26 protein-coding genes and 1 riboswitch are annotated in these 23,265 nt (G+C 61.6%); of the genes, 5 read left to right on the forward strand and 21 right to left on the reverse strand.

The window, feature by feature from the left end:
* Positions 1-20: 20 nt before the first annotated feature.
* On the reverse strand, positions 21-1,385 hold the full coding sequence (locus HRH33_RS19440) for a DNA recombination protein RmuC (RefSeq protein ID WP_173603587.1): 1,365 nt from the start codon (positions 1,383-1,385) through the stop codon (positions 21-23).
* 175 nt (positions 1,386-1,560) lie between these two features.
* Complete coding sequence (locus HRH33_RS19445) at positions 1,561-1,884, reverse strand: SEL1-like repeat protein (protein ID WP_034138870.1); 324 nt, start codon at positions 1,882-1,884, stop codon at positions 1,561-1,563.
* Positions 1,885-2,340: 456 nt separating this feature from the next.
* Between HRH33_RS19445 and HRH33_RS19450 the strand changes: the two genes are divergently transcribed.
* The 4 genes from HRH33_RS19450 (at position 2,341) to HRH33_RS19465 (ending at position 5,503) form a co-directional block, all read left to right on the forward strand.
* A complete protein-coding gene (locus tag HRH33_RS19450; protein WP_034099558.1) occupies positions 2,341-2,646 on the forward strand; it encodes a hypothetical protein in 306 nt (101 codons plus the stop codon).
* 441 nt (positions 2,647-3,087) lie between these two features.
* On the forward strand, positions 3,088-3,312 hold the full coding sequence (locus tag HRH33_RS19455) for a hypothetical protein (RefSeq protein WP_007898912.1): 225 nt from the start codon (positions 3,088-3,090) through the stop codon (positions 3,310-3,312).
* 281 nt (positions 3,313-3,593) lie between these two features.
* Positions 3,594-4,076: a hypothetical protein gene (locus tag HRH33_RS19460; protein WP_034099561.1), complete on the forward strand. Its 483-nt coding sequence runs from the start codon at positions 3,594-3,596 to the stop codon at positions 4,074-4,076.
* 146 nt (positions 4,077-4,222) lie between these two features.
* Positions 4,223-5,503, forward strand: coding sequence for an OmpP1/FadL family transporter (locus tag HRH33_RS19465; protein ID WP_034138873.1), 1,281 nt, complete (start codon positions 4,223-4,225; stop codon positions 5,501-5,503).
* 66 nt (positions 5,504-5,569) lie between these two features.
* Here the strand turns inward: HRH33_RS19465 and HRH33_RS19470 are convergent, their stop codons facing one another.
* From HRH33_RS19470 to cobO, 14 genes are read right to left on the reverse strand one after another with little or no spacing between them, the layout of a single operon-like run.
* Positions 5,570-6,121, reverse strand: coding sequence for a glutathione peroxidase (locus tag HRH33_RS19470; protein WP_094064952.1), 552 nt, complete (start codon positions 6,119-6,121; stop codon positions 5,570-5,572).
* Between the two features lie 35 nt (positions 6,122-6,156).
* The gene (locus tag HRH33_RS26530; RefSeq protein ID WP_259743746.1) at positions 6,157-6,279 is read right to left on the reverse strand and encodes a hypothetical protein; all 123 of its coding nucleotides are present in this window, start codon (positions 6,277-6,279) and stop codon (positions 6,157-6,159) included.
* Entirely contained in the window at positions 6,276-7,484 is a 1,209-nt protein-coding gene (locus tag HRH33_RS19475) for an MFS transporter (RefSeq protein ID WP_034138874.1), read from the reverse strand. Before HRH33_RS19475 ends, HRH33_RS26530 begins: the two co-directional genes overlap by 4 nt.
* Before the next feature lie 54 nt (positions 7,485-7,538).
* On the reverse strand, positions 7,539-7,943 hold the full coding sequence (locus HRH33_RS19480) for a MarR family winged helix-turn-helix transcriptional regulator (protein WP_034138875.1): 405 nt from the start codon (positions 7,941-7,943) through the stop codon (positions 7,539-7,541).
* Positions 7,944-7,985: 42 nt separating this feature from the next.
* Positions 7,986-8,714: an adenosylcobinamide-GDP ribazoletransferase gene (locus HRH33_RS19485; protein ID WP_034138876.1), complete on the reverse strand. Its 729-nt coding sequence runs from the start codon at positions 8,712-8,714 to the stop codon at positions 7,986-7,988.
* A gap of 2 nt (positions 8,715-8,716) precedes the next feature.
* Positions 8,717-9,292, reverse strand: a complete 576-nt coding sequence (gene cobC, locus HRH33_RS19490; protein ID WP_123478887.1) for an alpha-ribazole phosphatase family protein — start codon at positions 9,290-9,292, stop codon at positions 8,717-8,719.
* On the reverse strand, positions 9,289-10,344 hold the full coding sequence (cobT, locus tag HRH33_RS19495) for a nicotinate-nucleotide--dimethylbenzimidazole phosphoribosyltransferase (RefSeq protein WP_167416902.1): 1,056 nt from the start codon (positions 10,342-10,344) through the stop codon (positions 9,289-9,291). Before cobT ends, cobC begins: the two co-directional genes overlap by 4 nt.
* Positions 10,341-10,862, reverse strand: coding sequence for a bifunctional adenosylcobinamide kinase/adenosylcobinamide-phosphate guanylyltransferase (gene cobU, locus HRH33_RS19500; RefSeq protein WP_167416901.1), 522 nt, complete (start codon positions 10,860-10,862; stop codon positions 10,341-10,343). The genes cobT and cobU overlap by 4 nt, the downstream gene beginning before the upstream one ends.
* Positions 10,850-12,316, reverse strand: coding sequence for a cobyric acid synthase (locus HRH33_RS19505; protein WP_167416900.1), 1,467 nt, complete (start codon positions 12,314-12,316; stop codon positions 10,850-10,852). Before HRH33_RS19505 ends, cobU begins: the two co-directional genes overlap by 13 nt.
* Positions 12,313-13,302 (reverse strand): threonine-phosphate decarboxylase CobD, encoded by a 990-nt coding sequence (gene cobD / locus HRH33_RS19510; protein ID WP_167416899.1) that lies wholly within the window; start codon positions 13,300-13,302, stop codon positions 12,313-12,315. Before cobD ends, HRH33_RS19505 begins: the two co-directional genes overlap by 4 nt.
* On the reverse strand, positions 13,295-14,203 hold the full coding sequence (cbiB, locus tag HRH33_RS19515) for an adenosylcobinamide-phosphate synthase CbiB (protein WP_094064960.1): 909 nt from the start codon (positions 14,201-14,203) through the stop codon (positions 13,295-13,297). Before cbiB ends, cobD begins: the two co-directional genes overlap by 8 nt.
* Positions 14,200-14,850, reverse strand: coding sequence for a 5,6-dimethylbenzimidazole synthase (gene bluB, locus HRH33_RS19520; RefSeq protein ID WP_167416898.1), 651 nt, complete (start codon positions 14,848-14,850; stop codon positions 14,200-14,202). Before bluB ends, cbiB begins: the two co-directional genes overlap by 4 nt.
* Positions 14,847-16,196: a cobyrinic acid a,c-diamide synthase CobB gene (locus tag HRH33_RS19525; RefSeq protein ID WP_167416897.1), complete on the reverse strand. Its 1,350-nt coding sequence runs from the start codon at positions 16,194-16,196 to the stop codon at positions 14,847-14,849. The genes bluB and HRH33_RS19525 overlap by 4 nt, the downstream gene beginning before the upstream one ends.
* Positions 16,193-16,804 (reverse strand): cob(I)yrinic acid a,c-diamide adenosyltransferase, encoded by a 612-nt coding sequence (cobO, locus tag HRH33_RS19530; RefSeq protein WP_034099587.1) that lies wholly within the window; start codon positions 16,802-16,804, stop codon positions 16,193-16,195. The genes HRH33_RS19525 and cobO overlap by 4 nt, the downstream gene beginning before the upstream one ends.
* A 79-nt stretch (positions 16,805-16,883) precedes the next feature.
* Positions 16,884-17,136, reverse strand: a riboswitch (cobalamin riboswitch).
* A gap of 99 nt (positions 17,137-17,235) precedes the next feature.
* Between cobO and HRH33_RS19535 the strand changes: the two genes are divergently transcribed.
* Positions 17,236-18,549, forward strand: coding sequence for a PQQ-dependent sugar dehydrogenase (locus HRH33_RS19535; RefSeq protein WP_167416896.1), 1,314 nt, complete (start codon positions 17,236-17,238; stop codon positions 18,547-18,549).
* Between the two features lie 47 nt (positions 18,550-18,596).
* Here the strand turns inward: HRH33_RS19535 and HRH33_RS19540 are convergent, their stop codons facing one another.
* The 5 genes from HRH33_RS19540 to HRH33_RS19560 all read right to left on the reverse strand — a co-directional run bounded on the left by HRH33_RS19540 (position 18,597) and on the right by HRH33_RS19560 (position 23,178).
* The gene (locus tag HRH33_RS19540) at positions 18,597-19,136 is read right to left on the reverse strand and encodes a C40 family peptidase (protein WP_034099589.1); all 540 of its coding nucleotides are present in this window, start codon (positions 19,134-19,136) and stop codon (positions 18,597-18,599) included.
* Between the two features lie 144 nt (positions 19,137-19,280).
* Positions 19,281-19,910, reverse strand: coding sequence for a C40 family peptidase (locus tag HRH33_RS19545; protein WP_034099590.1), 630 nt, complete (start codon positions 19,908-19,910; stop codon positions 19,281-19,283).
* A 209-nt stretch (positions 19,911-20,119) separates the two neighbouring features.
* A complete protein-coding gene (gene hda, locus HRH33_RS19550; protein WP_034099591.1) occupies positions 20,120-20,824 on the reverse strand; it encodes a DnaA regulatory inactivator Hda in 705 nt (234 codons plus the stop codon).
* 204 nt (positions 20,825-21,028) lie between these two features.
* Entirely contained in the window at positions 21,029-22,102 is a 1,074-nt protein-coding gene (locus HRH33_RS19555) for an AI-2E family transporter (RefSeq protein WP_167416895.1), read from the reverse strand.
* Positions 22,103-22,146: 44 nt separating this feature from the next.
* Complete coding sequence (locus HRH33_RS19560; RefSeq protein WP_167416894.1) at positions 22,147-23,178, reverse strand: DUF2066 domain-containing protein; 1,032 nt, start codon at positions 23,176-23,178, stop codon at positions 22,147-22,149.
* Positions 23,179-23,265: the final 87 nt, after the last annotated feature.

Consider the following 23,265-nt stretch of genomic DNA (forward strand, 5'->3'; position numbering starts at 1 on the left):
GGCAAGTGTGTGCGGGGCGATTATTCAGGCAGATGCGCCACGCCGTCCGCATCGGTCATCGCCCGCTCCAACAGATCCGCCGGCAGGCTTTTGCTGGCACGCGCCCCGAGCAATCTGAGCTGCTCGGTGCGGCTGACCAGGTTGCCGCGTCCATCTGTCAGCTTGTTTCGCGCGGCGCTGTAAGCTTTATCCAATTGCTGTAGACGGTTGCCCACTTCATCCAGGTCTTGGATAAACAGCACGAACTTGTCGTACAGCCAGCCGGCGCGTTCGGCGATCTCACGGGCGTTCTGGCTTTGGCGCTCCTGCTTCCACAGGCTGTCGATCACCCGCAGCGTGGCCAATAACGTGGTGGGGCTGACGATGACGATATGCCGGTCGAAGGCCTCCTGAAACAGGTTCGGCTCAGCCTGCAGCGCGGCGGAAAAAGCCGCTTCGATCGGCACGAACAACAACACGAAATCCAGACTGTGCAGACCTTCCAGGCGCTTGTAGTCTTTGCTGGCCAAGCCTTTGACGTGATTGCGCAGGGACAGCACATGCTGTTTCAACGCCGCCTGGCCGATCACCTGATCTTCGGCCGCGACGAACTGCTGGTACGCGGTCAGGCTGACCTTGGAATCCACCACCACTTGCTTGTCACCGGGCAGCATGATCAGCACATCCGGTTGGAAGCGCTCGCCGTCCGGGCCTTTGAGGCTGACCTGGGTTTGGTATTCGCGGCCTTTCTCCAGGCCCGCGTGCTCCAGCACCCGCTCAAGAATCAGTTCGCCCCAGTTGCCCTGGGTTTTCTGGCCCTTCAGCGCACGGGTCAGGTTGGTGGCTTCGTCCGATAGACGTAGGTTCAGTTGCTGCAGGCGTTCGAGCTCCTTGGCCAGAGAGAAACGCTCGCGCGCTTCGTTCTGATAGCTTTCTTCCACACGTTTTTCGAAGGACTGAATGCGCTCTTTCAGCGGATCGAGCAACTGGCCCAGGCGTTCCTGGCTGGTCTCGGCGAAACGCTGCTCACGCTCATCGAAGATCTTGCCGGCCAACTCGGCGAACTGCGCACGCAACTCATCGCGCGAGCCCTGCAGATCGGCCAAGCGTTGCTGATGGCTGTCCTGTTGCTCGCGCAGTTCAGCGTTCAGCGCGGCCGCCAACGCATCGAGACGACGCAATTCGGCCTCCTTGGCGCTGCGGTCGAGGTTCCAGGCGTGGGCGGCATCGCGGGCATTGTCGCGGTCGATCTGCAACAGTTCGACTTCGCGGCGCAGCGCCGCCAGATCGGCCTGCTTGGCGGTGTTGGCCTGGCTCAGGTCGCTGATTTCATCGCGACTGGCATCCAGTTGCGCGGCGAGACCTTCCTGGGCCAACTGCGCGTTGGCCAAGCGTTCTTCGAGCACTTCCCAGCCGGCCATACGCGCGCTCAGTCGCCGCTGAAGCTGCCAGCACGCTGCCAACAGCGGCACTGCGGCGCCTGCAAGGCCCAGGGCAATACTGGTCCAGTCAAAAGCCATCGCCATGTCTGCCATCACCGAAAAAGAGCAAGGTTAACCAAGCACAGGGTCAGAGGACAGCTCAGTCTTCGACCTGGCGCAATTCGCGCTGGGCCCGCACGTCGCCGGCACGGGCCGCCTGGCGCAGCAGATCATGGCCGATGCGACGGTCGCGGGCACTGCCGCACTCGCGGCACATCAATTGACCCAGACGGCTCTGAGCAGCGACTACACCTTCCCGGGCAGGCTGCTTGAGCAAGCGCCCGGCGAAATGTTTGACATTGGCGCTGTGCCCCAGGCGTGGGCTGTCGAGCAGCCACAGCGCGACTTTCAAGGAAAAACGCTTGGGTGCGGTAACAGTTTGGAGGGTATCGGTAACAGCAGGTGATACTGAGCGAAACTTCATAAAGCACTGTGGGACAGAACGGAAGGCGCGCCACTCTACTCTTTTTTTCGCACAGGTAAAGCTGAAAAAACCGTGCACGCCCGTGCTAGAGCAAGCGCTTGGGACAATCCACAGAAGCTGTGGATAACTCAGTGGACAACCCGCCCTCAACTGGCGCAAAGCCCCATGGAACGGGGCTCGCAGTCAAACTGACGATTTTTTCACCAATAAAAAAAAGCCAGATTTTTCATTGACTTAAATTTCCATTGCAGGCAAATGGCGGCTTTTGGCAGAAGTTGACAGCTTGGTTACACATGCCGCAACTAATGTGCACAAGTACCCAGGTGCCGGTTATATCGCCGAGACTTTTTAAGCGACAAGCGTCAGAAATGTTACCGCCCTATCCCATTAAGGACTTTTCAAATCCTCCCAGGCTGTCCACACTGCCGGACCTGCAATGCAACGCTGGGTGGGTCGATGAAGGGAATGCTGTTGTTCGCTGTGTTGTTACTGGCCATCTGCGCCATCTCCCTGGGAATCAATGCTGCCTTACCTTCTCCAGACGGAGCCTTGTTTGCCATCGCCATTCTGCTGTCAGCCACGTTCACTGCGGTTAGTTTGTGCATTGAGCTGGGAGATGGACGCATCAACGACATGAGCGACCTGGTTACGGTGGTAGAAACCGGCCAATCCTTACGTCTGACCCTGGCCGCCTACGCGTTGGGCTGCTCCTTGGCGGCGGCCGCCACGGTGCTGGTCTATCGCGGCCTGCTTGGAGGCTGACTGATTTTTTTGGCGAACACACTTCCCTTACCTGTTTCAATCCGTTACTATTCGCGGCGTTAGTACCAAGCTGAAAGTCAATTCTGGTCGAACAAATCCCCTGAAAACACGGGATCGACCACCTCGATGGTTTCCAGGTATCACTTGCGACGACACCGCCTTTGAACAAGCAAAGGGTGCCGCGAAGTCTCAATACTCTGACCGAACCAACCTGCAAATTGATCAGGATCTTCACCCCGGGCCCAGAACCTTTGCCCTTGTCGTGTTGCCTGCCCTCCTAAGTACCTACCTGCCAGCCCAAGCGCGCCTTATTGAATAGCGCTTCAAACTGGCTGCTTTGTTCCAGTCGGGTTCTTCGTTTGATCAATGGTGATCAACGTCACTGGAACGTTTTAACGTTGCACGGTTCTTAACCGTGTCATTTGTAGGAACACCAATAATATGTCCACTCAAATCCATACTCAGGATGCCATTCGCACCCTTACCAACGCTTTTGCTCCAATGAACTGCCTGATCATGGCCGCTCGCAAAGGCTGCTTCAGCTTCACCCTGGTCAACGAACATGGCATCGCCCGTCATAGCGAACGCCTGTACCCCGATCAATACTCCAGCGCAGAACCGCTGCAGGCCGTGATCGAGCGTACCCGCCAGGCACTGGTTGCCTGATCGACCCGAGTCGCTGAAACACAAAAAACCCTGTTTAACCCACAGGGTTTTTTATTGCCCGAAATAAATGTTCTACCGATTTCGGTTAAGTTCAATTAGATATAAACGATATAACTAAATGAATAAGATGTTTTAAAAACAGGCCTTTACATCACGAATATGACACTACACTTCAACTCAAGCGGCATGATCCGCTTCCGGCGAGCCTGAGATCCGATCCACCGCTGCCAAGCCCCACTGTCTCAGGTCTCGCCTACCCTTTTTTATGGATTGAGACGCTTATGGGTATCGCTGCCAGCGAATTGTGTCGATATGTGATCCGGCCGACCTTGATGTACCTCGGCCGTCACGACCCGAACGCGGAGTCCCTGCTGCTGGGTATCGCTGCCAGCCAATCCGAATTGGGCTCGGCGCTGCATGATCGGCGTGGTCATGGCCTATACAGCATCACTGAACCGTGCCATCGCACCCTGTGGGACACCTACCTGGCGCTGGACCCGGACCGGGCCAGCCTGGTGCGCGGCTTGGCCAGCCAGCACGCGTTTCTCAGCGCTCCTCAGCTTGAACTCACCGTCAACCTGCGTTACGCCACTGCCATCGCTTGGCTTCTGGTGGAACAACATGCCGCCGCCCTGCCACCGCCCGGCGATGTTTTAGGCATGGCCCGCATCTGGAAAGAAATATTTCATCCTCAAGGACGACTGCGAGATTTCACCCAAGCCTGGCAAACCTGTGTTTCGCCCAAGAAACACATGGCCTGTTAACCGGGCAATTTGCAAGATTCGGCAAAAAACGCGAATTTTGGTCGGATTGTCCTACAAAACCGCTCTATCTCCAGCGTTACAGCCTGTAGCGCGTTGTGTAATTTATTGATACTTTCCGCAGCGGTGATCACCACGGAGTTCTAATAATGAAAAAAGTAATGCTCAAGACCACACTTAGCCTCGCCGTTGCCATGGCCTCCTCCCAACTGTTCGCAAGCGGTTTCGCACTCAACGAACAGAGTGTCAGCGGGATGGGTACGGGTTTCGCAGGTCGCTCGTCCACTGCCGATGATGCAAGCACTGTTTACGGCAACCCTGCCGGTATGGCTCGCCTGAATGGCCAGCAAATCACTGGCGGCGTAGCAGCCATTGATGCCTCCACCGATATCAGCGACGTCAGCGGCCGCTCTCGCGGCAGCAACAAAGGCGATATGGTGCCTTTCACTGCCGTGCCTTTCGGTTTCTACACCAATAAACTCAACGATCAGTGGGCTGTCGGTTTTGGCGTGTACGCACCGTTTGGCCTGGTGACCGACTACGAGAAAGGCTTCCAGGGCCGTAGCTTCGGCAGCAACAGCGAAGTGAAAGTCATCACTTTCCAGCCGACCGTCAGCTACGCCTTCAATGATCGCGTTTCGGTCGGTTTCGGCCCGACCATCAACCGCATCGCCGGTACCCTGGAATCGGACCTGTCGTTCAACCCAGCGGCGCCAGACACCAACATCAAGATCAAAGGTGATGACACCGCGCTGGGCTTCAACGTCGGCGTACTGGTACAAGCCACCGACACCACTCGCGTGGGCCTGACCTACCACTCCAAAGTCAGCTACAAGCTGGACGGCCACACTGAGGTGAGCGCACCCGCCGCTACTTCGGGCCTGTTGCGTAGCAACCGCTACGACGCGTCGCTGAAGATCGACACCCCTGAGTCCTACGACCTGTCGGTGACTCAGGACCTGACCGACGCCTGGAAACTTTATGCCGGTGCCACCTGGACCCGCTGGAGCCGCCTGAAAGACATCACAGTCAAGAACGAAGGCGTCGTGGGTGGCGCAACGGGCGGCGCGCTGGCTCCCGCGCTGGTCGGCACCATCAAGGAAGAACAGAACTGGCACGATACCTGGGCCTACGCCCTGGGCACGTCGTATCAGTTGACCAAGCAGGTGGTACTGCGTACCGGCTTGACGTTCGACCAGTCGCCGACCAACAACACTGACCGTTCGCCGCGTATTCCTACCGGTGATCGCACCATCTTCAGCCTGGGCCTGGGTTACGAGGTCATGCCAAACATGACGGTCGACGTGGCCTACTCCTACCTGAAGGAAGAAGACGTCAAGATTGCGCGCTCCAACCAATTGGCCAGCTACAACGCCAAGTACGAAAACAGCGCCAATGGTTTCGGCCTGGGCATGACCTATCGCTTCTGATTTCACCGAGGCGTAAAAAAGCCCCGCTCTCCTGCAAAGGAGGCGGGGCTTTTCAATGGGTGTCGATCAGGGTTTGGAGGCCAGCGCCTGCTCCACCGCCTCGATCAGATCCGGACTGTCCGGCTTGGTCAGGCTGGAAAAATCGGCAATTACGTTGCCCTGACGGTCAACCACGTACTTGTAGAAATTCCACTTCGGCGCATTGCTCTGCTGCGCCAGCACTTTGAACAAATGCACCGCGTCCGGGCCTTTGACCTTCTGCGGTTCGGTCATGGTGAAGGTCACGCCGTAGTTGACGTAGCAGACCTTGGCCGTCTCTTCGCCGGTCTTGGCTTCCTGCTTGAAATCATCGGAGGGCACGCCGATCACTTCCAAGCCCTGGTCCTTGTAGCGTTGGTACAGTGCCTCAAGACCTTTGAACTGCGGGGCGAAACCACAGAAGCTCGCGGTATTGACGATCACCAGCGGCTTGCCGACAAAGCGCTGGCACAGATCGATGGTCTCCTTGGCGCGCAACTTCGGCAATTGCCCCTCCAGCAAGGGTGGGCAGTCGGCGGCCATCGCCACACCGCCAAAGGCCGCCATCAGCACGGGTACTGCAAACCAGCGCATCTGCATGGGGAAATATCCTTTTAAGAATTCAGGGATCGAACTTAACAGATCGACATGCCCAGTTGCATCAACGCCAGACCGCCGCGCTGCCAACCCCACCAGGCCAGCGCCAGCAGCAGCGCCGTGGCTGCTGCGCCGCCGAGCCAATACCAGGTCGAACTCATGCCACCTCCATCTGCGCCTGCAAACGCGCCACCGGCCGCTCGCGCACCGGCCAATTCAGGGCCGCGGCGAGCAGGCTCAACAGAATTGCCATCTGCCAGATCAAATCGTAGTTGCCGGTTCGATCATAGACCACCCCGCCCAACCACCCACCGAGGAATGAACCGAGTTGGTGGAACAGAAACACGATGCCACCGAGCATGGACAGGTTGCGTACACCAAACAGCGTCGCAACGGTGCCGTTGGTCAGCGGCACGGTGGACAGCCACAAGAAGCCCATGGCCATGCCGAACAGGTAGGCCGACATCTCTGTGACCGGCGCCCACAGAAACAGCACGATCACAACCGCCCGCAGCAGGTACAAAGCCGTCAGCAGGCGCGGCTTGGACATGCGCCCGCCGAGCCAACCGGCGGTATAGGTGCCGAAAATATTGAACAGACCAATCAGCGCCAGCACCGTGGTGCCGACGGTCGCCGGCAGATGCTGGTCCACCAGATAGGCCGGCAGGTGCACACCGATAAATACCACTTGGAAACCGCACACAAAAAACCCAAAGGCCAGCAACCAGAACCCGGAGTGAGCGCAGGCTTCCTTGAGCGCTTCACCCAGGGTCTGCTGGCCGGCCATGACCGGCAGCGGCCGATCCTTGAGCATGCTGACCAGCGGCAGAATCAACGCCACCATCAAGCCCAGCGCCAACAATGCGGCGGACCAGCCCAGCCAACCGATCAGGCCCAAGGTGCCCGGAACCATGGCGAACTGGCCGAACGACCCGGCAGCGCTGGCGATGCCCATGGCCATGCTGCGTTTTTCCGGAGCCACGGCGCGGCCCACCACCCCCAGGATCACCGAGAATGAAGTGCCCGACAGGCCCATTCCGATCAGCAAGCCCGCGCTTAACGACAGCGACCACGCTGAATCGGACATGCCCATCAGCACCAGGCCCGCCGCGTATAAAACACCGCCGACAAACACCGCTTTGGTGGCGCCGAAGCGGTCCGCCAACGCGCCGGTGAACGGCTGCGCCAGGCCCCAGATCAGGTTCTGCAAGGCGATGGCAAAGGCGAAGGTTTCACGGCCCCAGCCGAATTCGGTACTCATCGGCGCGAGAAACAGGCCGAACCCGTGCCGCACGCCCAACGATAACGCCAGGATCAGCGCACTCCCCAAAAGAACCCAGCCACTGGTGCGCCACATCGAGGTCATTTCTTATTCTCCGTTCGCGGGTATATACCCGCTTATCATCGAACAAACCCGCGTTCAGGCGAGTTCATCCAGCAAGGCCAACAGGGTTTCACGTTTTTGCGCGCCCAATTTATCGATCAGTTTCCGCTGTGCCGCTTCCCAGGCCGGCAACGCGGCGGCCAGGCGTGCTTCACCGGTTGCGGTGAGCTGCACCAGGCGATTGCGCAAATCATCGCCTTCCACCAGTTTGACCAGCCCTTCACCCTCCAGCACCCGTAGGTTGCGGCCCAGGGTACTGCGATCCAGCCCCATCGCATCGGCCAGGCTGGAAATACTCGGTTGATCCAGGCGTTGCAGGTTGCTCAACAAAGAATACTGGGCAACGTTGATCCCGAAGCCGTCGAGGGCGCCGTCGTAATGCCTGCTGACGCCACGGGCGGCACGTCGCAGGTTGGTGCATAAACATTGGGAGGCAAGCATGGAACGTGTATATACCCGCGATTGAGCAAATGCAAGAAAGTGTTACAGCGCCAAGCCGACCAATACCACGACTTCCAGCAGCTCCAGCAGCGCACCGGCGGTGTCGCCGGTGGTGCCGCCGAGGCGATTGATCATCAATTGGCGCAGGCCTACAAAGGCGATAGCCGCCAGCAGCACCGCAACCCCGCCGCCGAACCCACCGATTAGCAGGCACGCCAGACCGCTGAGGATCAGCACCTGCTGCCCCACAGCCCTTGGTAAATGCTCCGACAATGCCTGACCCAAGCCGCCGGCACGCACATAACGCGTACTCAGGAACAACGCGAGCATCGACGCCCGGCCGATCAACGGCGCGAGGATCAATGCCGCGGTGTTGTGCTGTTCGATCAAGGCAACCAACGCACTGAATTTGAGCAGCAACACCAGGCCCAACGTCACCACGGCAATCGGCCCACTGCGCGGATCTTTCATGATAGTGAGGGTGCGTTCGCGATCACCGAAGCCACCCAGCCAGGCGTCAGCGCTGTCCGCCAGACCGTCCAGGTGCAAGCCGCCGCTGAGCAAGACCCAGGCCGTCAGCAGCAGCGCCGCGTGCAGCAGCAACGGCGCGCCCGTCAATGCGATACTCAGCCCCCACAACAGCACACCGAACACCCCACCGACCGCCGGGTAAAACAGCAACGAGCGTCCCATTTCCTGCGGCTGCGGCATGCCTGGCAGGCGAATCGGCAGGCTGCTCAGAAATTGCAAGGCGATCCAGAACGGCAACATCGTCAGCTTCCTTCCCACAACGCGCCATCGGCGGCGACACGCAGGCTGAACAACCCACCGTGGCCGACTTCGACATTCAATAAGTGCTCACGAGGCAACCCCCTCGCGCGGGCCAGCAACAGACGCATCACCCCGCCATGACTGATCAACAGGACGCGCTCACCGGCATACGCCTGATGCAGGCGTGCGACAGCACCCAGAACCCGCTCGGAAAAATCCTCAACCGGCTCGCCCTCGGGCGGCGTGAAGCGGTAGGGATCGGCCCAGAAGCGTCCCAACCCCTCGGCATCTGTTTGCATCAACGCCGCTGCGCTCTGCCCTTCCCACGCGCCGAAGTGCAATTCCTGCAAATCTTTTTCCAGACTCACCGGCACATTGAGCCGGGCCCCCAGCTCGTCGGCAAACCGCGCGCAGCGTTGCAGGGGCGAACTGATCAGCCGGTCCCACGGGCCTTGTTGCGCCACGGCGGCGCGCATCTGCGCCCAACCGTTGGCGGTAAGCGCGTCGTCCAGGCTGCCGCGCAGGCCGCCGCCCAGCTCGGTTTCACCGTGGCGCAGCAGGTCCAGGTGCAAGGTCATGCCGGGCGATCCGCCACGGCAGCTTCGGCGAAGGTCGCCATCTGCCCGTGCAGCGCACAGGCCAAGCGCAGCAACGGCACCGCCAGCGCCGCGCCGCTGCCTTCGCCCAGGCGCAGGCCCATGTCCAGCAACGGTTGCGCGTCCAGGTGTTGCAGCACATGACGGTGGCCCGGCTCGGCACCGCGATGGCCAAACAGCAGCCACGGGCGACTGGCTGGATTCAAACGCGTGGCCACCAATGCGGCGACGCTGCAGATAAACCCGTCCACCAGCACCACGATGCCGGCCTGGGCGCAGGCGAGGTAGGCGCCCACCAACGCGGCGATTTCAAAGCCGCCCAGGTTGAACAGCGTCTGCAACACATCGCCGCGCTGGGCAGCATGCCGTGCCAATGCACGCTCAATCACCGCCACCTTGTGACTGACGCCCTGGGCATTCAAGCCGGTGCCAGGACCGGTGAGGTCGCTGACTCGGCAATCGAGCAAGGCACAGGCCAGCGCGCTTGCCGCCGTGGTGTTGCCGATGCCCATTTCGCCGCCGATAAACAGCTGCGTGCCATGTTCCAATGCGCGCTGTGCGCTGTCACGTCCGGCCTGCAACGCCAACCGCCCCTGAGCGACGCTCATCGCCGGGCCGTCGACGAAATTGGCCGTACCCGCGCCGATATTCAGGTGACGCACACCCGGCAGGTCCAGGGACGGTGTCACCGTGCCCAGGTCGACCACTTCCAGACGCGCCTCCAATTGCCGGGCAAGCACGCTGATGGCGGCCCCGCCACTGACAAAGTTGTGCAGCATCTGCCCGGTCACCGCCTGGGGAAACGCCGACACCCCTTCGGCCACCACGCCGTGATCGCCGGCAAAGATCGCGATCCACAGCTGATCCACCGCAGGCTTGACTCGCCCCTGCAAGCCGGCCAATTGCACCGCCAACGCTTCCAGCTGGCCGAGGGAGCCGGCGGGTTTGGTCAATTGCTGCTGGCGTGCCAAGGCGTTTTCGTACGCCTCGGTGTCGACAGGCTTACAGGGGTTGAGCCACCAGGTGTCAGTCATAACGCAGTACCTTTCAATGTCAGGGGCAGTCCGGCGACCGTCAGCACCACGCGCTGACACCGCTCGGCCAAGGCTTGATGCAGCCAACCGGCTTCATCCACGTAGCGGCGAGTCAATTCGCCCAGCGGCACGACACCCAGACCGGTCTCGTTGCTGACAAAAATAATCTCCCCCGGCAGCGTGGCCAGGGTCTCCAGCAAGTGGTCGCGCTCCAGCGCCAGGCGCTGCGGATCTTCGAGCATCAGCAGGTTGGTCAGCCACAGGGTCAGGCAATCCACCAGCAGGCAGCGGTCGGCGGCGGCGTGTTCACGCAGCACCCGCGCCAGCTCGATCGGTTCTTCGATCAAGCCCCAGTGCCCCGGTCGACGCTGGCGATGCAAGGCCACCCGTGCGTTCATCTCGCCGTCCTGGGGTTGGCTGGTGGCGACATAAATGACCGGCAACGCCGTGTCCACCGCGAGCGTTTCCGCCAGGCGACTCTTGCCGGAGCGGGCGCCGCCGAGGATCAGTTGGTGCATGGGGCCACTCCACACAGACTGCGCAATAAATCGGTATCCAAATGCTGCTCCACCAGATCCGCCAAACGCTCGATATCGCGCTCGCGCAGGGCGTGATAGTCCACCTCCTGCACATCCGCCAGCCCCGCCCAGCGCAACAGCGCGCTACATGCGGCCGGCGTTTCGAACAGGCCGTGCAGGTAGGTGCCGAGGATCTGCCCGTCGGCACTGCGCGCGCCGTCATGGCGGCCGTCGTCCAGGCGCACGGCTGGGCTCGCCAGAGCCTGGCCGGACGTTACCCCCGCGTGAATTTCATAACCGCTGACCTCGACGTCTTCCAGCAGCAAACGGCCGCGCACATTGCGCAATTGCTTCTCTTCCTCCAGGGTCGTGCTGAAGGCCAGCAGCCCCAGGCCATCGCTGGAACCGGAAGGCCCTTCCAGACCCAGGGGGTCGTGCACCTGCTCGCCGAGCATCTGCAGGCCGCCGCAAATACCCAGCACCTTGCCGCCGTAGCGCAAGTGCCGCGCCACGGCACTGTCCCAGCCATTGGCGCGCAGGTAGGCGAGGTCGCTGCGCACGCTTTTAGAGCCCGGCAGGATAATCAGGTCGGCGGCCGGGATCGCTTGGCCCGGGCCGATAAATTGCAAGTCCACCTGGGGGTGCAGGCGCAGCGGGTCGAAATCCGTATGGTTGCTGATGCGCGGCAGCACCGGCACCACCACCTTGAGGACCTGGGCGGCTTTGTCGATCTGGCGCCGGTCGATGCCGTCTTCGGCCTCCAGGTGCAAATCCATCACATAGGGCAGAACCCCCACCACCGGCTTACCGGTGCGTGCCTCAAGCCAATCCAGGCCTGGCTGCAACAGCGCAATATCGCCGCGAAAGCGGTTGATGATGAAGCCCTTGACCCGCGCCTGCTCGCTGGGCGAGAGCAATTCCAAAGTGCCCACCAAGTGAGCGAACACACCGCCGCGATTGATATCGGCGATCAGCAGCACTGGGCAGTCCACCGCTTCGGCGAAGCCCATGTTGGCGATGTCGTTGGCGCGCAGGTTGATCTCCGCCGGGGATCCCGCCCCTTCGACCATGACCACTGGGTAGGCCGCGCTCAGTCGCGCATGGGAGGCCAGCACGGCCTGCATGGCGATGGCTTTGTAATCGTGATAGGCCACGGCGTTCATGCTGGTCACGGCGCGGCCATGGATGATCACCTGGGAGCCGGTGTCACTGTTGGGTTTGAGCAGCACCGGGTTCATGTCGGTGTGGGGCGCCAGCCGCGCGGCTTGGGCCTGCACGGCCTGGGCGCGGCCGATCTCGCCGCCTTCGGCGGTCACGGCGCTGTTGAGCGCCATGTTCTGCGGTTTGAACGGTGCAACGGCAACGCTCTGACGAATCAGCCAACGGCACAGCGCGGTTACCAGAGTACTTTTGCCGGCGTCGGAGGTGGTGCCTTGCACCATCAGCGTGCTCATGTGGCGTCCTTATAGGCGACCAGGGCTTCGTCGAGGCGCAGCCAGTCGGCCTCGGTGTCCGGCAGGCCGAAGCGCAGGCTGCTGTTGTGAACGAACAAGCGCAGCAGGATGCCGCGCTGGGCCATGAACTCATGCATGCGTTCGGCATGCGGCGTGATCAGCCATTGGAACAGCGCGCAGCCGCCTTGTGGCTGGAACCCCCGCTGTTCAAGCAACGCATACAAACGCGCGCCGGCCTCCAGGCAACGCGCACGCTGGCGTGCCTGCCCTTCGGCATCGCGCAGGCAGACTTGGCCCAACACCCGCGTCGGCCCGCTGACTGCCCATGGCCCGACCTGATCGGCGAGCAGCTTGAGCAACTTACGGTCGGCCAGGACAAAGCCCAAGCGCACTCCAGCCAGGCCGAAAAACTTGCCGAACGAACGCAATACGATCAAGCCGACGAGATGGGCCTGACCCGCCAGGCTCAAATGCGGCGTGACATCCATAAAGGCTTCGTCCACCACCAGCCAGCCGCCCCGCTGGGCCAGGCGCGCGTGCCAATCCAGCAAGCGTTGGGGGCTCAAGCTCAGGCCGGTGGGGTTGTTGGGGTTGACCACCACCAGCACGTCGAGGCCGTCGAGGAAAAAGTCCACTTCCTGCTCCTGGACCTCGCGCACCACATAACCGGCGCGGCGCCAGGCTTCGGCATGTTCGGCGTAGCACGGCGACACCACGCCGACTTTGCCGGCGCGGCGCAGGCGCGGCAGCAACTGGATCGCGGCCTGGGAGCCAGGCACCGGCAACAGGTGGGGCGCGCCGTAATACTCGCTGGCGGCCTGCTCCAGGCCGTCGTCGTTTTCCGGCAGGCGTGCCCAGGCCCGTAGCGGTATCTCTGGGATCGGCCAGGGCCAGGGCGCGAGGCCGCTGGACAGGTCCAACCAATTGGCTTCGGCGATCCCGTATTGAATGGATGCCTTACGCAGTCGCCCGCCATGTTCAAGCATAGAATTGCGCCCCCGCGCATAGGATCAGCAGCCACAACCATACGCCGCGCTGCACCAGTTGCCAGCCCCGCTCGATGGCGTCCGCATCCGCCGCCGGGCCTTCGCCCAGTGGCGGACGTTGGTGCAGTTCACCGTGATAGATCGCTGCACCGCCCAACTCGACGCCCAAGGCACCGGCACCGGACGCCATGACCGGACCGGCGTTGGGGCTGTCCCAAGTCGGGCCCTGGGTGCGCCAGCATTTGAGGGCCAGGCCGGTTTTGCCGAGTACGGCGTAGGTCAACGCCACCAGACGCGCGGGAATGTAGTTGAGTACATCGTCGATTTTTGCCGCCGCCCAGCCGAACCGTTCGAAGCGTTCGTTGCGATAGCCCCACATGGCGTCCAGGGTATTGCTGAGGCGGTACAGCACCACACCGGGCACACCGGCGATCACAAACCAGAACAGCGCGGCAAACACCGCGTCGCTGCCGTTTTCCAGGACCGACTCGGTGGCGGCGCGGGCGACTTCGGTGCGGTCCAGTTCGCTGGTCTGGCGGCTTACCAGATAACTCACGCGTTTGCGCGCCTCATCAAGGTCATCCCCGCGCAATGCCTGGGCCACCGGCAACACATGCTCGCCGAGGCTGCGCATACCGAGGGCGCAGTACAGCGCGAGGATCTCCAGCACCCAACCGATATAGGGCGCCCACGATAAAGCGGTGGCCAGCAGCGTCAGCGGCACCACCGCGATAAACCAGGCGGTGACGCCATGGCTGCGCCAGCCGCGCCCGCCGCTGTTGAAACGCTGCTCGATGCGCCCGGCGAAATTGCCGAACGCCACCAGCGGATGCCAACGCTTGGGCTCGCCCAGCAGCGCATCCAGCGCCACGGCGGCGACACACAGCAAGGCCACACTCATCGACTCACTCCCCACACATTTTCATACAGCATGTCACTCAGCGGCCGAGGTTCGGCCCAGCCTTCGAGTTGCAACATCGGTGCCGGGTAAAACTCGGCCACCGGGCCCAGGCATAACACCGCCAGCGGCTTGGCACCGACGGGCAACCCCAGCAGGTCAGCCAGGGCCTGGGGTTCGAACAACGAGACCCAACCCATGCCCAGCCCTTCGACGCGGGCCGCCAGCCACAGGTTCTGGATCGCACAGGACAGCGACGCCATGTCCATCTCCGGCAACGTACGGCGCCCGAAAATATGTCGCTCGCGATCGTCCATCAGCGCCGCCACCAGGACTTCGGCGCAGTCGTGGATGCCTTCGACCTTAAGCTTCATAAATTCGTCAGAGCGCTCGCCAAGCGCCTCGGCGGTGCGCACGCGCTCCTCTTCCACCAGTTGTTGAATTTGCCCACGCAAGACGCGGTCGCTGATGCGGATAAAGCGCCACGGCTGCATCAGGCCGACACTCGGCGCCTGATGCGCAGCCTGGAGCAGGCGCTGCAACACCTCGCAAGCGACACTGCCGCCGCTGAAGTGGCGCATATCGCGGCGTTCGGCGATGGCGCGGTAGACGGCGTCGCGGTCGGCCTGGGGGAAAGCGTTGTCGGTCATAGCCCTATCGGGGGCAAGCCCCCTCCCACAGTAGAGGGGGTTTCAGCTCGGTCCGGGGCAAACAAGGCGGCGACCGCCGTCGGATTCGATGGGAAATAGAAGTGTACGTAAGAGGCAGTCATCCGCCCCTGTCGGAAGACTGCCTCGGCACCGCGCCCACCGTTAGGGCTTTGGCCACGGGCAATCGGCTGCCACTCGGTACTGGTCAGGGAATGATGGTAGGTATGGCCGCGCAGCACGCCTTCGGGCAATTCGACGCTTTGCAGGGCCAGGGCGGCGAGTTTCTTCTGCATCACCGCATCGCCCTGCAACAGGCCCACCAGTTCGGCACGGTTGCCGTCGACATCGGTGAGCGAGTCCAGCAGGTAGAGCATGCCGCCGCACTCGGCGAGCAACGGTTTGCCGGCCGCGTGATGGGCGCGGATGGCGGCCAGCATCGTAGTGTTTTGCGCCAGGGCCTGGTGATGCAGCTCCGGATAGCCGCCGGGCAGGTAGAGGCTGTCGGCGTCGGGCAGTTCGCGGTCGTGGATCGGTGAGAAGAAGTGCAACTCGGCGCCCATAGCCCGTAGGAGGTCGAGGCTGGCGCCGTAGGTAAACGCGAAGGCTTCGTCGCGGGCCACCGCGATGCGCACACCGGCCAGCAGCGGTTCGGCTTCGACGATCGTCGGCGCGGCGAACGTGACCGGCGGCGGCACCGCCACTTCGCAACTGCTGCCCAAGGCTTGGGCGGCGGCGTCCAGGCGCAGGTCCAGGTCATTCAGCTCACTGGCCTGCACCAGGCCCAGGTGGCGGCTGGGCAGCTCGATCCCGGTTTCGCGGGACAGCGCGCCATACCAGCGCAGGCCCTCGGTGAGGCTGCCTTCGAGCAGTTGCGCATGACGCAGCGTACCGACACGGTTGGCCAGCACCCCGGCGAACGGCAGGTCCGGCTGGTAACGCGCCAGGCCCAAGGCCAGGGCACCGAAGGTTTGGGCCATGGCGGTGCCGTCGATCACGCCCAGCACCGGCACGCCGAAATGCCGCGCCAGGTCGGCGCTGGAAGGCGTGCCGTCGAACAGGCCCATTACGCCTTCGATCAGAATCAGATCGGCCTCGCCGGCGGCTTCCCACAGCAGACGGCGACTCTCCTGCTCGCCCACCATCCACATGTCCAGTTGATACACCGGCGCACCGCTGGCGCGCTCGTGGATCATCGGGTCCAGAAAGTCCGGGCCGCATTTGAACACCCGCACCTTGCGCCCCAGGTTGCGATGCAAGCGGGCCAGCGCGGCGGTGACGGTGGTTTTGCCCTGGCCGGACGCCGGTGCGGCGATCAGGACGGCCGGGCAATGACGAGGCTGATTCAAAGTTCGACGCCTTTCTGTGCCTTGATACCGGCCTGGAAAGCGTGCTTTAGCATGCCCATTTCGGTGACGGTGTCGCCCATCTCGATCATTTCGGGCTTGGCGCCACGGCCGGTGACCACCACATGCTGCATAGGTGGGCGGGCTTGCAGGTCGCTGAGCACTTGGTCCAGATCGAGGTAGCCGTGCTTGAGGGCGATATTCAGTTCGTCCAGCACCACCAGGCCGATAGTCGGGTCTTGCAGCATCGCGCGGGACACAGCCCAGGCGGCTTCGGCGGCGGCGATGTCGCGTTGGCGGTCCTGGGTTTCCCAGGTGAAGCCTTCGCCCATGACATGAAAGCGCACTTGTTCGGGGAAGCGCCGGAAGAACAGCTCTTCGCCGGTGCTGTGGCGGCCCTTGATGAACTGCACCACACCGCACTGCATCCCGTGGCCCATGGCCCGGGCCAGCATGCCGAAGGCCGAGCTGCTCTTGCCTTTGCCGTTGCCGGTCAGCACCAGCAGCAAACCGCACTCATTGGGGGAATTGGCGATGCGCTCGTCGATCACGGCTTTTTTGCGCAGCATGCGCGCCAGGTGGCGTTCGTCGCGGTCGGGGGAATCGGTCATGGCAGCTCTCCGTTGGGGCTGGACAAAAACGGCGGGCAGGGAAAAACACAATCAGACAGCCAAGCATCGCCCACCGTGATGCTGTTGAATGATCCAGGCCGGTCTCCGGGCTCATAAGTGGACCGCTCCCGGCGAACCAGGAACAGACCGACGCTGCGCCTTCCCGTATCGCTGGGATACAGTGGCCAAAGGCAGCGTCTTGACTCATTTACCGTTGCGGGGGCAGCGCCGGGATCGCGGCCACACTGTGTACAAGTGCGCTCACTCACCGGCTTCCCTGTTTCACTCCGTCGACCCGTGGGTCACAGAGCACCTGAAACAAGCCGCGAAGGTTAGTGGGTTGGGGGTGGAGCGTCAATTAAAGCCGGCCTTGTTCTTGAACCATCGCACCCGCGCCCTCCTCTATCCCTACAGGTATCAAGGAGAACACCATGCATAAAACCAGACTCGCCTTACTGATCATGCTCGCCGGCAGCCTCGCCGCCTGCGGTGAAAGCTCCACGTTGCAGATCAGCGACGGCACGGGGCCATCGCCGCGCTTACCGCAACCGAACAAGACCCTGATCCCCACCGTCAACATCGCCCCGGCCATCGGCTGGCCCGACGGCGCCAAGCCCACGGCAGCACCAGGCTTGCAGGTGAGCGCTTTTGCCGAAGGCCTGGATCACCCGCGCTGGCTGTACGTTTTACCCAATGGCGACGTGCTGGTGGCGGAAACCAACGCGCCGCCCAAGCCGGATGACGCCAAAGGCATTCGTGGTTGGGTAATGGAAAAGGTCATGGACCGCGCCGGCGCCGGCGTACCCAGCCCGAACCGCATCACCCTGTTGCGCGATGCCGACCACGACGGTGTGGCGGAAACCCGCACGGTGTTCCTGGAAAATCTCAACTCGCCGTTCGGCATGACACTGGTGGGCAACGACCTCTATGTCGCCGATTCGGACAAGCTGCTGCGCTTTGCCTATCAACCGGGTGCCACTGCAATCAAGACCGCAGGCGCCACGGTGGTCGAGCTGCCGGGCGGACCGCTGAACCACCACTGGACCAAAAACGTGATCGCCAGCCCGGACGGCAGCAAGCTGTACGTGAGCGTCGGCTCCAACAGCAACGTCGGTGAAAATGGCCTGGAGGCCGAACAAGGCCGCGCTGCGATCTGGGAAGTGGACCGCGCCAGCGGCCAGCACCGCATCTTCGCCTCAGGCTTGCGCAACCCCAACGGTATGGCCTGGGAACCCCAGAGCGGCAAACTGTGGACCGCAGTGAACGAACGCGACGAGATCGGCAGCGATTTGGTGCCGGATTACATCACGTCGGTCAAAGACGGCGCTTTCTATGGGTGGCCCTTCAGCTACTACGGCCAGCACGTGGATGAACGCGTCACGCCACAGAATCCGGACCTGGTGGCCAAAGCCATTGCCCCGGACTATGCAGTGGGGCCCCATACCGCTTCACTGGGCTTGACGTTTGCGCAAGGGAACAAATTGCCTACCGCCTTCAGCAACGGCGCGTTTATCGGCCAGCACGGCTCGTGGAACCGCAAGCCACACAGTGGCTACAAAGTAATCTTCGTACCGTTCGAGGGTGGCCAGCCGAAAGGGCAACCGGTGGACGTACTGACCGGATTCCTCGATCAAGATGAAAAAGCCATGGGCCGGCCGGTGGGCGTGGTGATTGATCAGCAAGGCGATTTACTGGTGGCCGATGATGTGGGGAACAAGGTGTGGCGGGTGTCGGCCGCTAAATAAACACCGCAAAAACCATGTGGGAGGGAATTGCTCCCTCCCACATTGGATTAAGGATTGCGTGCCAAATGCTCAGCCGGTAACACGCGTTTGGCGCTCAGGTAGGCATTCTGCCAATAGGCTTTGGACAAGGTGTCCAGCTTCACCGTACCGCCGGTTTGCGGTGCGTGTACAAAGCGGCCTTCACCCACGTAGATGCCGGCGTGACTGACTTGAGAGCCGCCGCCGGTGGCGAAGAACAACAGGTCGCCGGTCTGCAGGTTCTGCTCGCTCACATCTTGGGCACGCATCACGATCAGCTCACGGGTGGTGCGCGGTAACGAAATGCCGGCGGCATCGCGGAACACAAACCCGATCAGGCCACTGCAATCAAACCCAGAGTCCGGGGTGTTGCCGCCCCAGCGATAAGGCGTGCCGACCAGGCCGAGCGCACGAAACAGCACGTCTTCGGCGGCAGGCGAGAAACTTTGCGTGGAATAGTTGAACACCGGCTTGGGCTTGACCGCGACGGGCGCGGGCGGTGGGCGGCTGGCGCAGGCGCTGATAAGCGCGGCGCAGAGGATAAGAATCAGGCGGGCCGAGGTCGACATGTGCAGAACAATCCTGGTCTGGATGCGGCTTTCGCTGCCGAACGCTGAAAACCAGAACGCGCAAGCAAAGCTCGCGCGTACCGATTACAACAATGTCCAGGGATTCTAGCGCTTACACGTCAAACTTCAAGTATCACTTTAACTTTACTTGCTGGCGGTAACGGTAGTCGGAGCCATCGCCAAGGCACGCTTGGCTTCGATAAAGGTTTTGCTCCAGTAGCTGTCGCCCAGATTGTCGACTCGAACACCGCCGCTGCGACGGCTGCTGGAGTGGATAAACTGGTTATCGCCCAAGTAGATACCGGCGTGGCTGACGCGCCCACGGCCACTGGTACTGAAGAAAAGCAGATCGCCGGGCTTGAGGTTGTTGCGCGCGACCAACGGTGCATTAACGTTGATCATTTCGCGCGTCGAACGCGGCAGGTTCATGCCGGCCTCTTCACGAAACAGGTAGCCGATAAAGCCGCTGCAATCGAAACCGGCCTCGGAGGTACCGCCGAAACGGTAACGGGTACCGATCAGGGACATGCCGCGTTCAAGAATGCTGTCGGCCAGCACTGGGAGTTGATAAGGCTTGCTGCCGGAGAAATCGGCCAGCTCTTTTTCGGTAGCCACTTCTTCCTCATAAACAGTGGAAGATTGCGCCGCGACGAATTTTGCCTGGTTTTGAACCTGTGGTTTTTGCTGTTCTGCCACTTGTTGAGGGTGGGACGCGCAACCAAACAACAGGGTAACGAGTGCGAGAGGCACGAGGGGTGCGAAGCGATTTAGCATGGGCACGACCGTGGCTGATAGATTTAGAAGCCGCGACTATGCCCTCTATCACATCGATTTGCAAATTCAATCGTGCCTTTTGTGACTTCCCGATTCGACCCTGACATCTAAGCCGTAATTCCATTTATCGACAAAAATGCGTAGCTCGCCGGGCTCAAACGCAGGTTTTCTGGCGCCTGAAAAGTGTCGAAACATTGAAAATCAACGTGTTACCAGCCCAAAGTCTCTTTGAGAAAAGGGATCGTCAATTTTCTTTGCGCCTGCAAGGAAGCTTGGTCGAGCTGTTCAAGCAGATCGAACAATGCGCTCATGCTGCGAGTGCCACGGGTCAAGATGAAATGCCCCACCTCATCGGTGAGGTGCAGGCCGCGCCGGGAGGCTCGTAATTGAAGGGCGCGCAATTTGTCTTCGTCGGACAAGGGGCGCATCTGGAAGATCAACGCCAGGGTCAGGCGCGATTTAAGGTCCGCCAGCTTGACCGGCAATTCCCGCGGCGATGTGGAGGCCGCAATTAACAGGCGTCGGCCACTGTCACGCAGGCGGTTGAACAGATGGAACAGCGCTTCTTCCCAGTCAGCCTTGCCGGCGATGGCCTGCAGGTCGTCGAGGCAGACCAGCTCGTATTGCTCAAGGTGGTCGAAAATGCCGACGCCGCGATCCATCAACTCAGCCAACGGCAGGTACACCGCCGGTTCGCCCATCTGTTCGAAGCGCAGGCACGCGGCCTGCAACAGGTGGGTACGCCCCACGCCATGCTTGCCCCACAGATAGATCAGGCTTTCAGTCCACCCGGCGTCGGCTTCGCAGAGCCGCTCGACATAGCCGAGTGCAGCGGCGTTGGCGCCTGGGTAGTAATTGATGAAGGTGGCGTCGTCACGCAGACGCACACCCAAGGGCAGCTGAATCGGTTTCATGCTGACTGAACGGCTCCCATCGAACCGTTAGTGGCCTCTGTGAAAAGTTTGCGAAGTTTATACCCGTGACGTCGGGCGCACAATGCAGCAGACCTCAAGCAAAATCAAAGGTTTGCGTTAACTTGTTGGTTTTACGCGAATTGTTTGACGCCACGCCTGAATAAACAACAAACCCGGCGTTGCGCCGGGCTTGTGACACTGCGATTACAGGTCGGGGTCTTCGACCCCCGTGTAGACATCCGAATCCTTGTACAGATCATGCACATGGCGCACCAGCACCATGATCACTGCAGCCACCGGCAGGGCCAGCAGGATGCCGGTAAAACCGAACAACTCCCCGCCCGCCAGGATCGCAAAGATCACGGCCACCGGGTGCAGACCGATGCGATCCCCCACCAGCAGCGGCGTGAGCACCATGCCTTCCAGCGCCTGGCCGACCATAAACACTGCAACGATACCCAGCATCGGGTAAAGATCGCCGCCGAACTGAAACAGCCCCGCCACCAACGCCGCGCCGATCCCGATCACAAACCCCATGTACGGCACGATCGCGGCCAAGCCGGCAATCAGCCCGATCAACAGGCCCAGCTCCAAGCCGATGGCCATCAACCCGGCGGCATAGATAATGCCCAAGGCCAGCATCACCAGCAACTGGCCACGCACGAATGCGCCCAGCACTTCATGGCACTCTTCGGCCAGGGACACAATGCGCTCTTCGCGGTCACGCGGCAGCAGGCTGCGGATCTTGGCCATCATGATGTCCCAGTCGCGCAGCAGGTAAAACGCTACCACCGGGATCAGCACCAAGTTGGTCAACCAACCGATCAGCGCGAGCCCGGAAGCGGTGGCCTGGCTAAGCACCACACCGACGATATCGGTGGTCTGGCCCATGTGCTCACTGATGGCCGCCTTAACTTTGTCGAACTTCCAGAAGCCATCCGACAACCCCAGTTTGGACTGAGCCCACGGCATCGCCGTGTGCTGCAGCCAGTCAAGCATTTGCGGCGCCAGCTCATACAATCGATACAGCTGCTTGACCAGCATCGGCACCAGTACCAGGACCAGAGCCGTGACGATCAAGGTGAACAGCGCGAACACCGTTACCACGCCCAAGGTTCGCGAAAGTCCGGCCTTTTCCAGACGATCCACCACGGGATCGAATAGGTAGGCCAACAGCAACGCGACCAGGAACGGCGTCAGGATCGAATGCAGCAAGAACACAAAAACGCACAGCAGGACAATCCCGCCTAGCCACACCCAACGACGCGTATCCGCCATAAACCACTCCATCTGTTTGCTTCTATCTATATAAGGAAGAACGTTTACCAGCGAAAACGCAGTTGCGCCTGGGGTTCGGGGGCAGCGGCCGGTGGCGTTCCGTCGGTCACCGGCTGGGCTTCAGCCGCTGGAACCTCCTGCAACTTGGCCAGGTTCAACTGGGTACGCAATTGCTCGGCGCTGCCGTTCACGCGATACACAATGCGGTCGCCATCGACCAGCAGCGGTTGACCGCCAAACGGCTCAAGCAGATGCCCAAGCGTTGCGTAGCGCTCCAGATTCATGCCCTGCACTTCCAGCAACTGCTCAGTGCTGACGCCCGGCTTGACCGCAAAACGCGGCGCCAGCTTCTGGCTGACGGCCAACATCACCGCGTCCGCCAGCGCTGCGGTGTCGGCGCCCTCGGCGGTGCCTTGATCAGCCTTGTCGCCCATCCAAAGGCGCCATTTGGCCTGCCACTGATTACCTTCCTGACGCGCATGCACCGCCAGCAACGCGTCGGCGCCGTAGCGTTCGGACGCAGCCCGCAGCGGCGTGGCATCGGCGCTCTCCAGGTTCGGCGCGGTGGCCACCACTTGCTCTTCCAGATCGCCCAATGGCAGACGCAGCGGCAAGCCACGGTGTTGCGCCGCACGACGCAGCGCTTGGGCGACGGACTGGCCGTCGCCCACCAGGCTGCTGCCCTCGGTGGAATCGTTCAGCCACCAGCCCAGGATCGAGGGCCGATTGCTGCCCCAGATAGACAACCCGGCGTCACGCAATGCGCGATCGGTGCTCACCGGGTCGAAATCCACTTGCAGGCTTTCCGGCGGGCCGGCGTCGTAGCCGTACTGGCTGATGATCTGCTGCGGGTCTTTGCGTACCGCCGCCAGGCCCGGACCTTCGGCGGCCTTGGCATCGCCGGTCAGGCGGATCACCAGGGTCTGCACCGCGCGCTGGGTGGCTTGGTCGCGCTCCTGGGGCGACTGGCTGCTGACCGGTTCAAGTACTTGATAAAGGCCGTTGAGGGTTTCGGCATGACTCGCCAGGCTGACCAACGACAAACAGCCCACAAAAAACACATTACACAGACGCATGAAAGATTCCCGAACGACAGATTTAGCGGCTGGAACAGACCGCGCGAACTCGGTTTCGCCTGGGCTGGGACCACGGCGACCGGTAAA

The organism is Pseudomonas rhodesiae, assembly GCF_013285305.1.
Classification (GTDB): domain Bacteria; phylum Pseudomonadota; class Gammaproteobacteria; order Pseudomonadales; family Pseudomonadaceae; genus Aquipseudomonas; species Aquipseudomonas rhodesiae.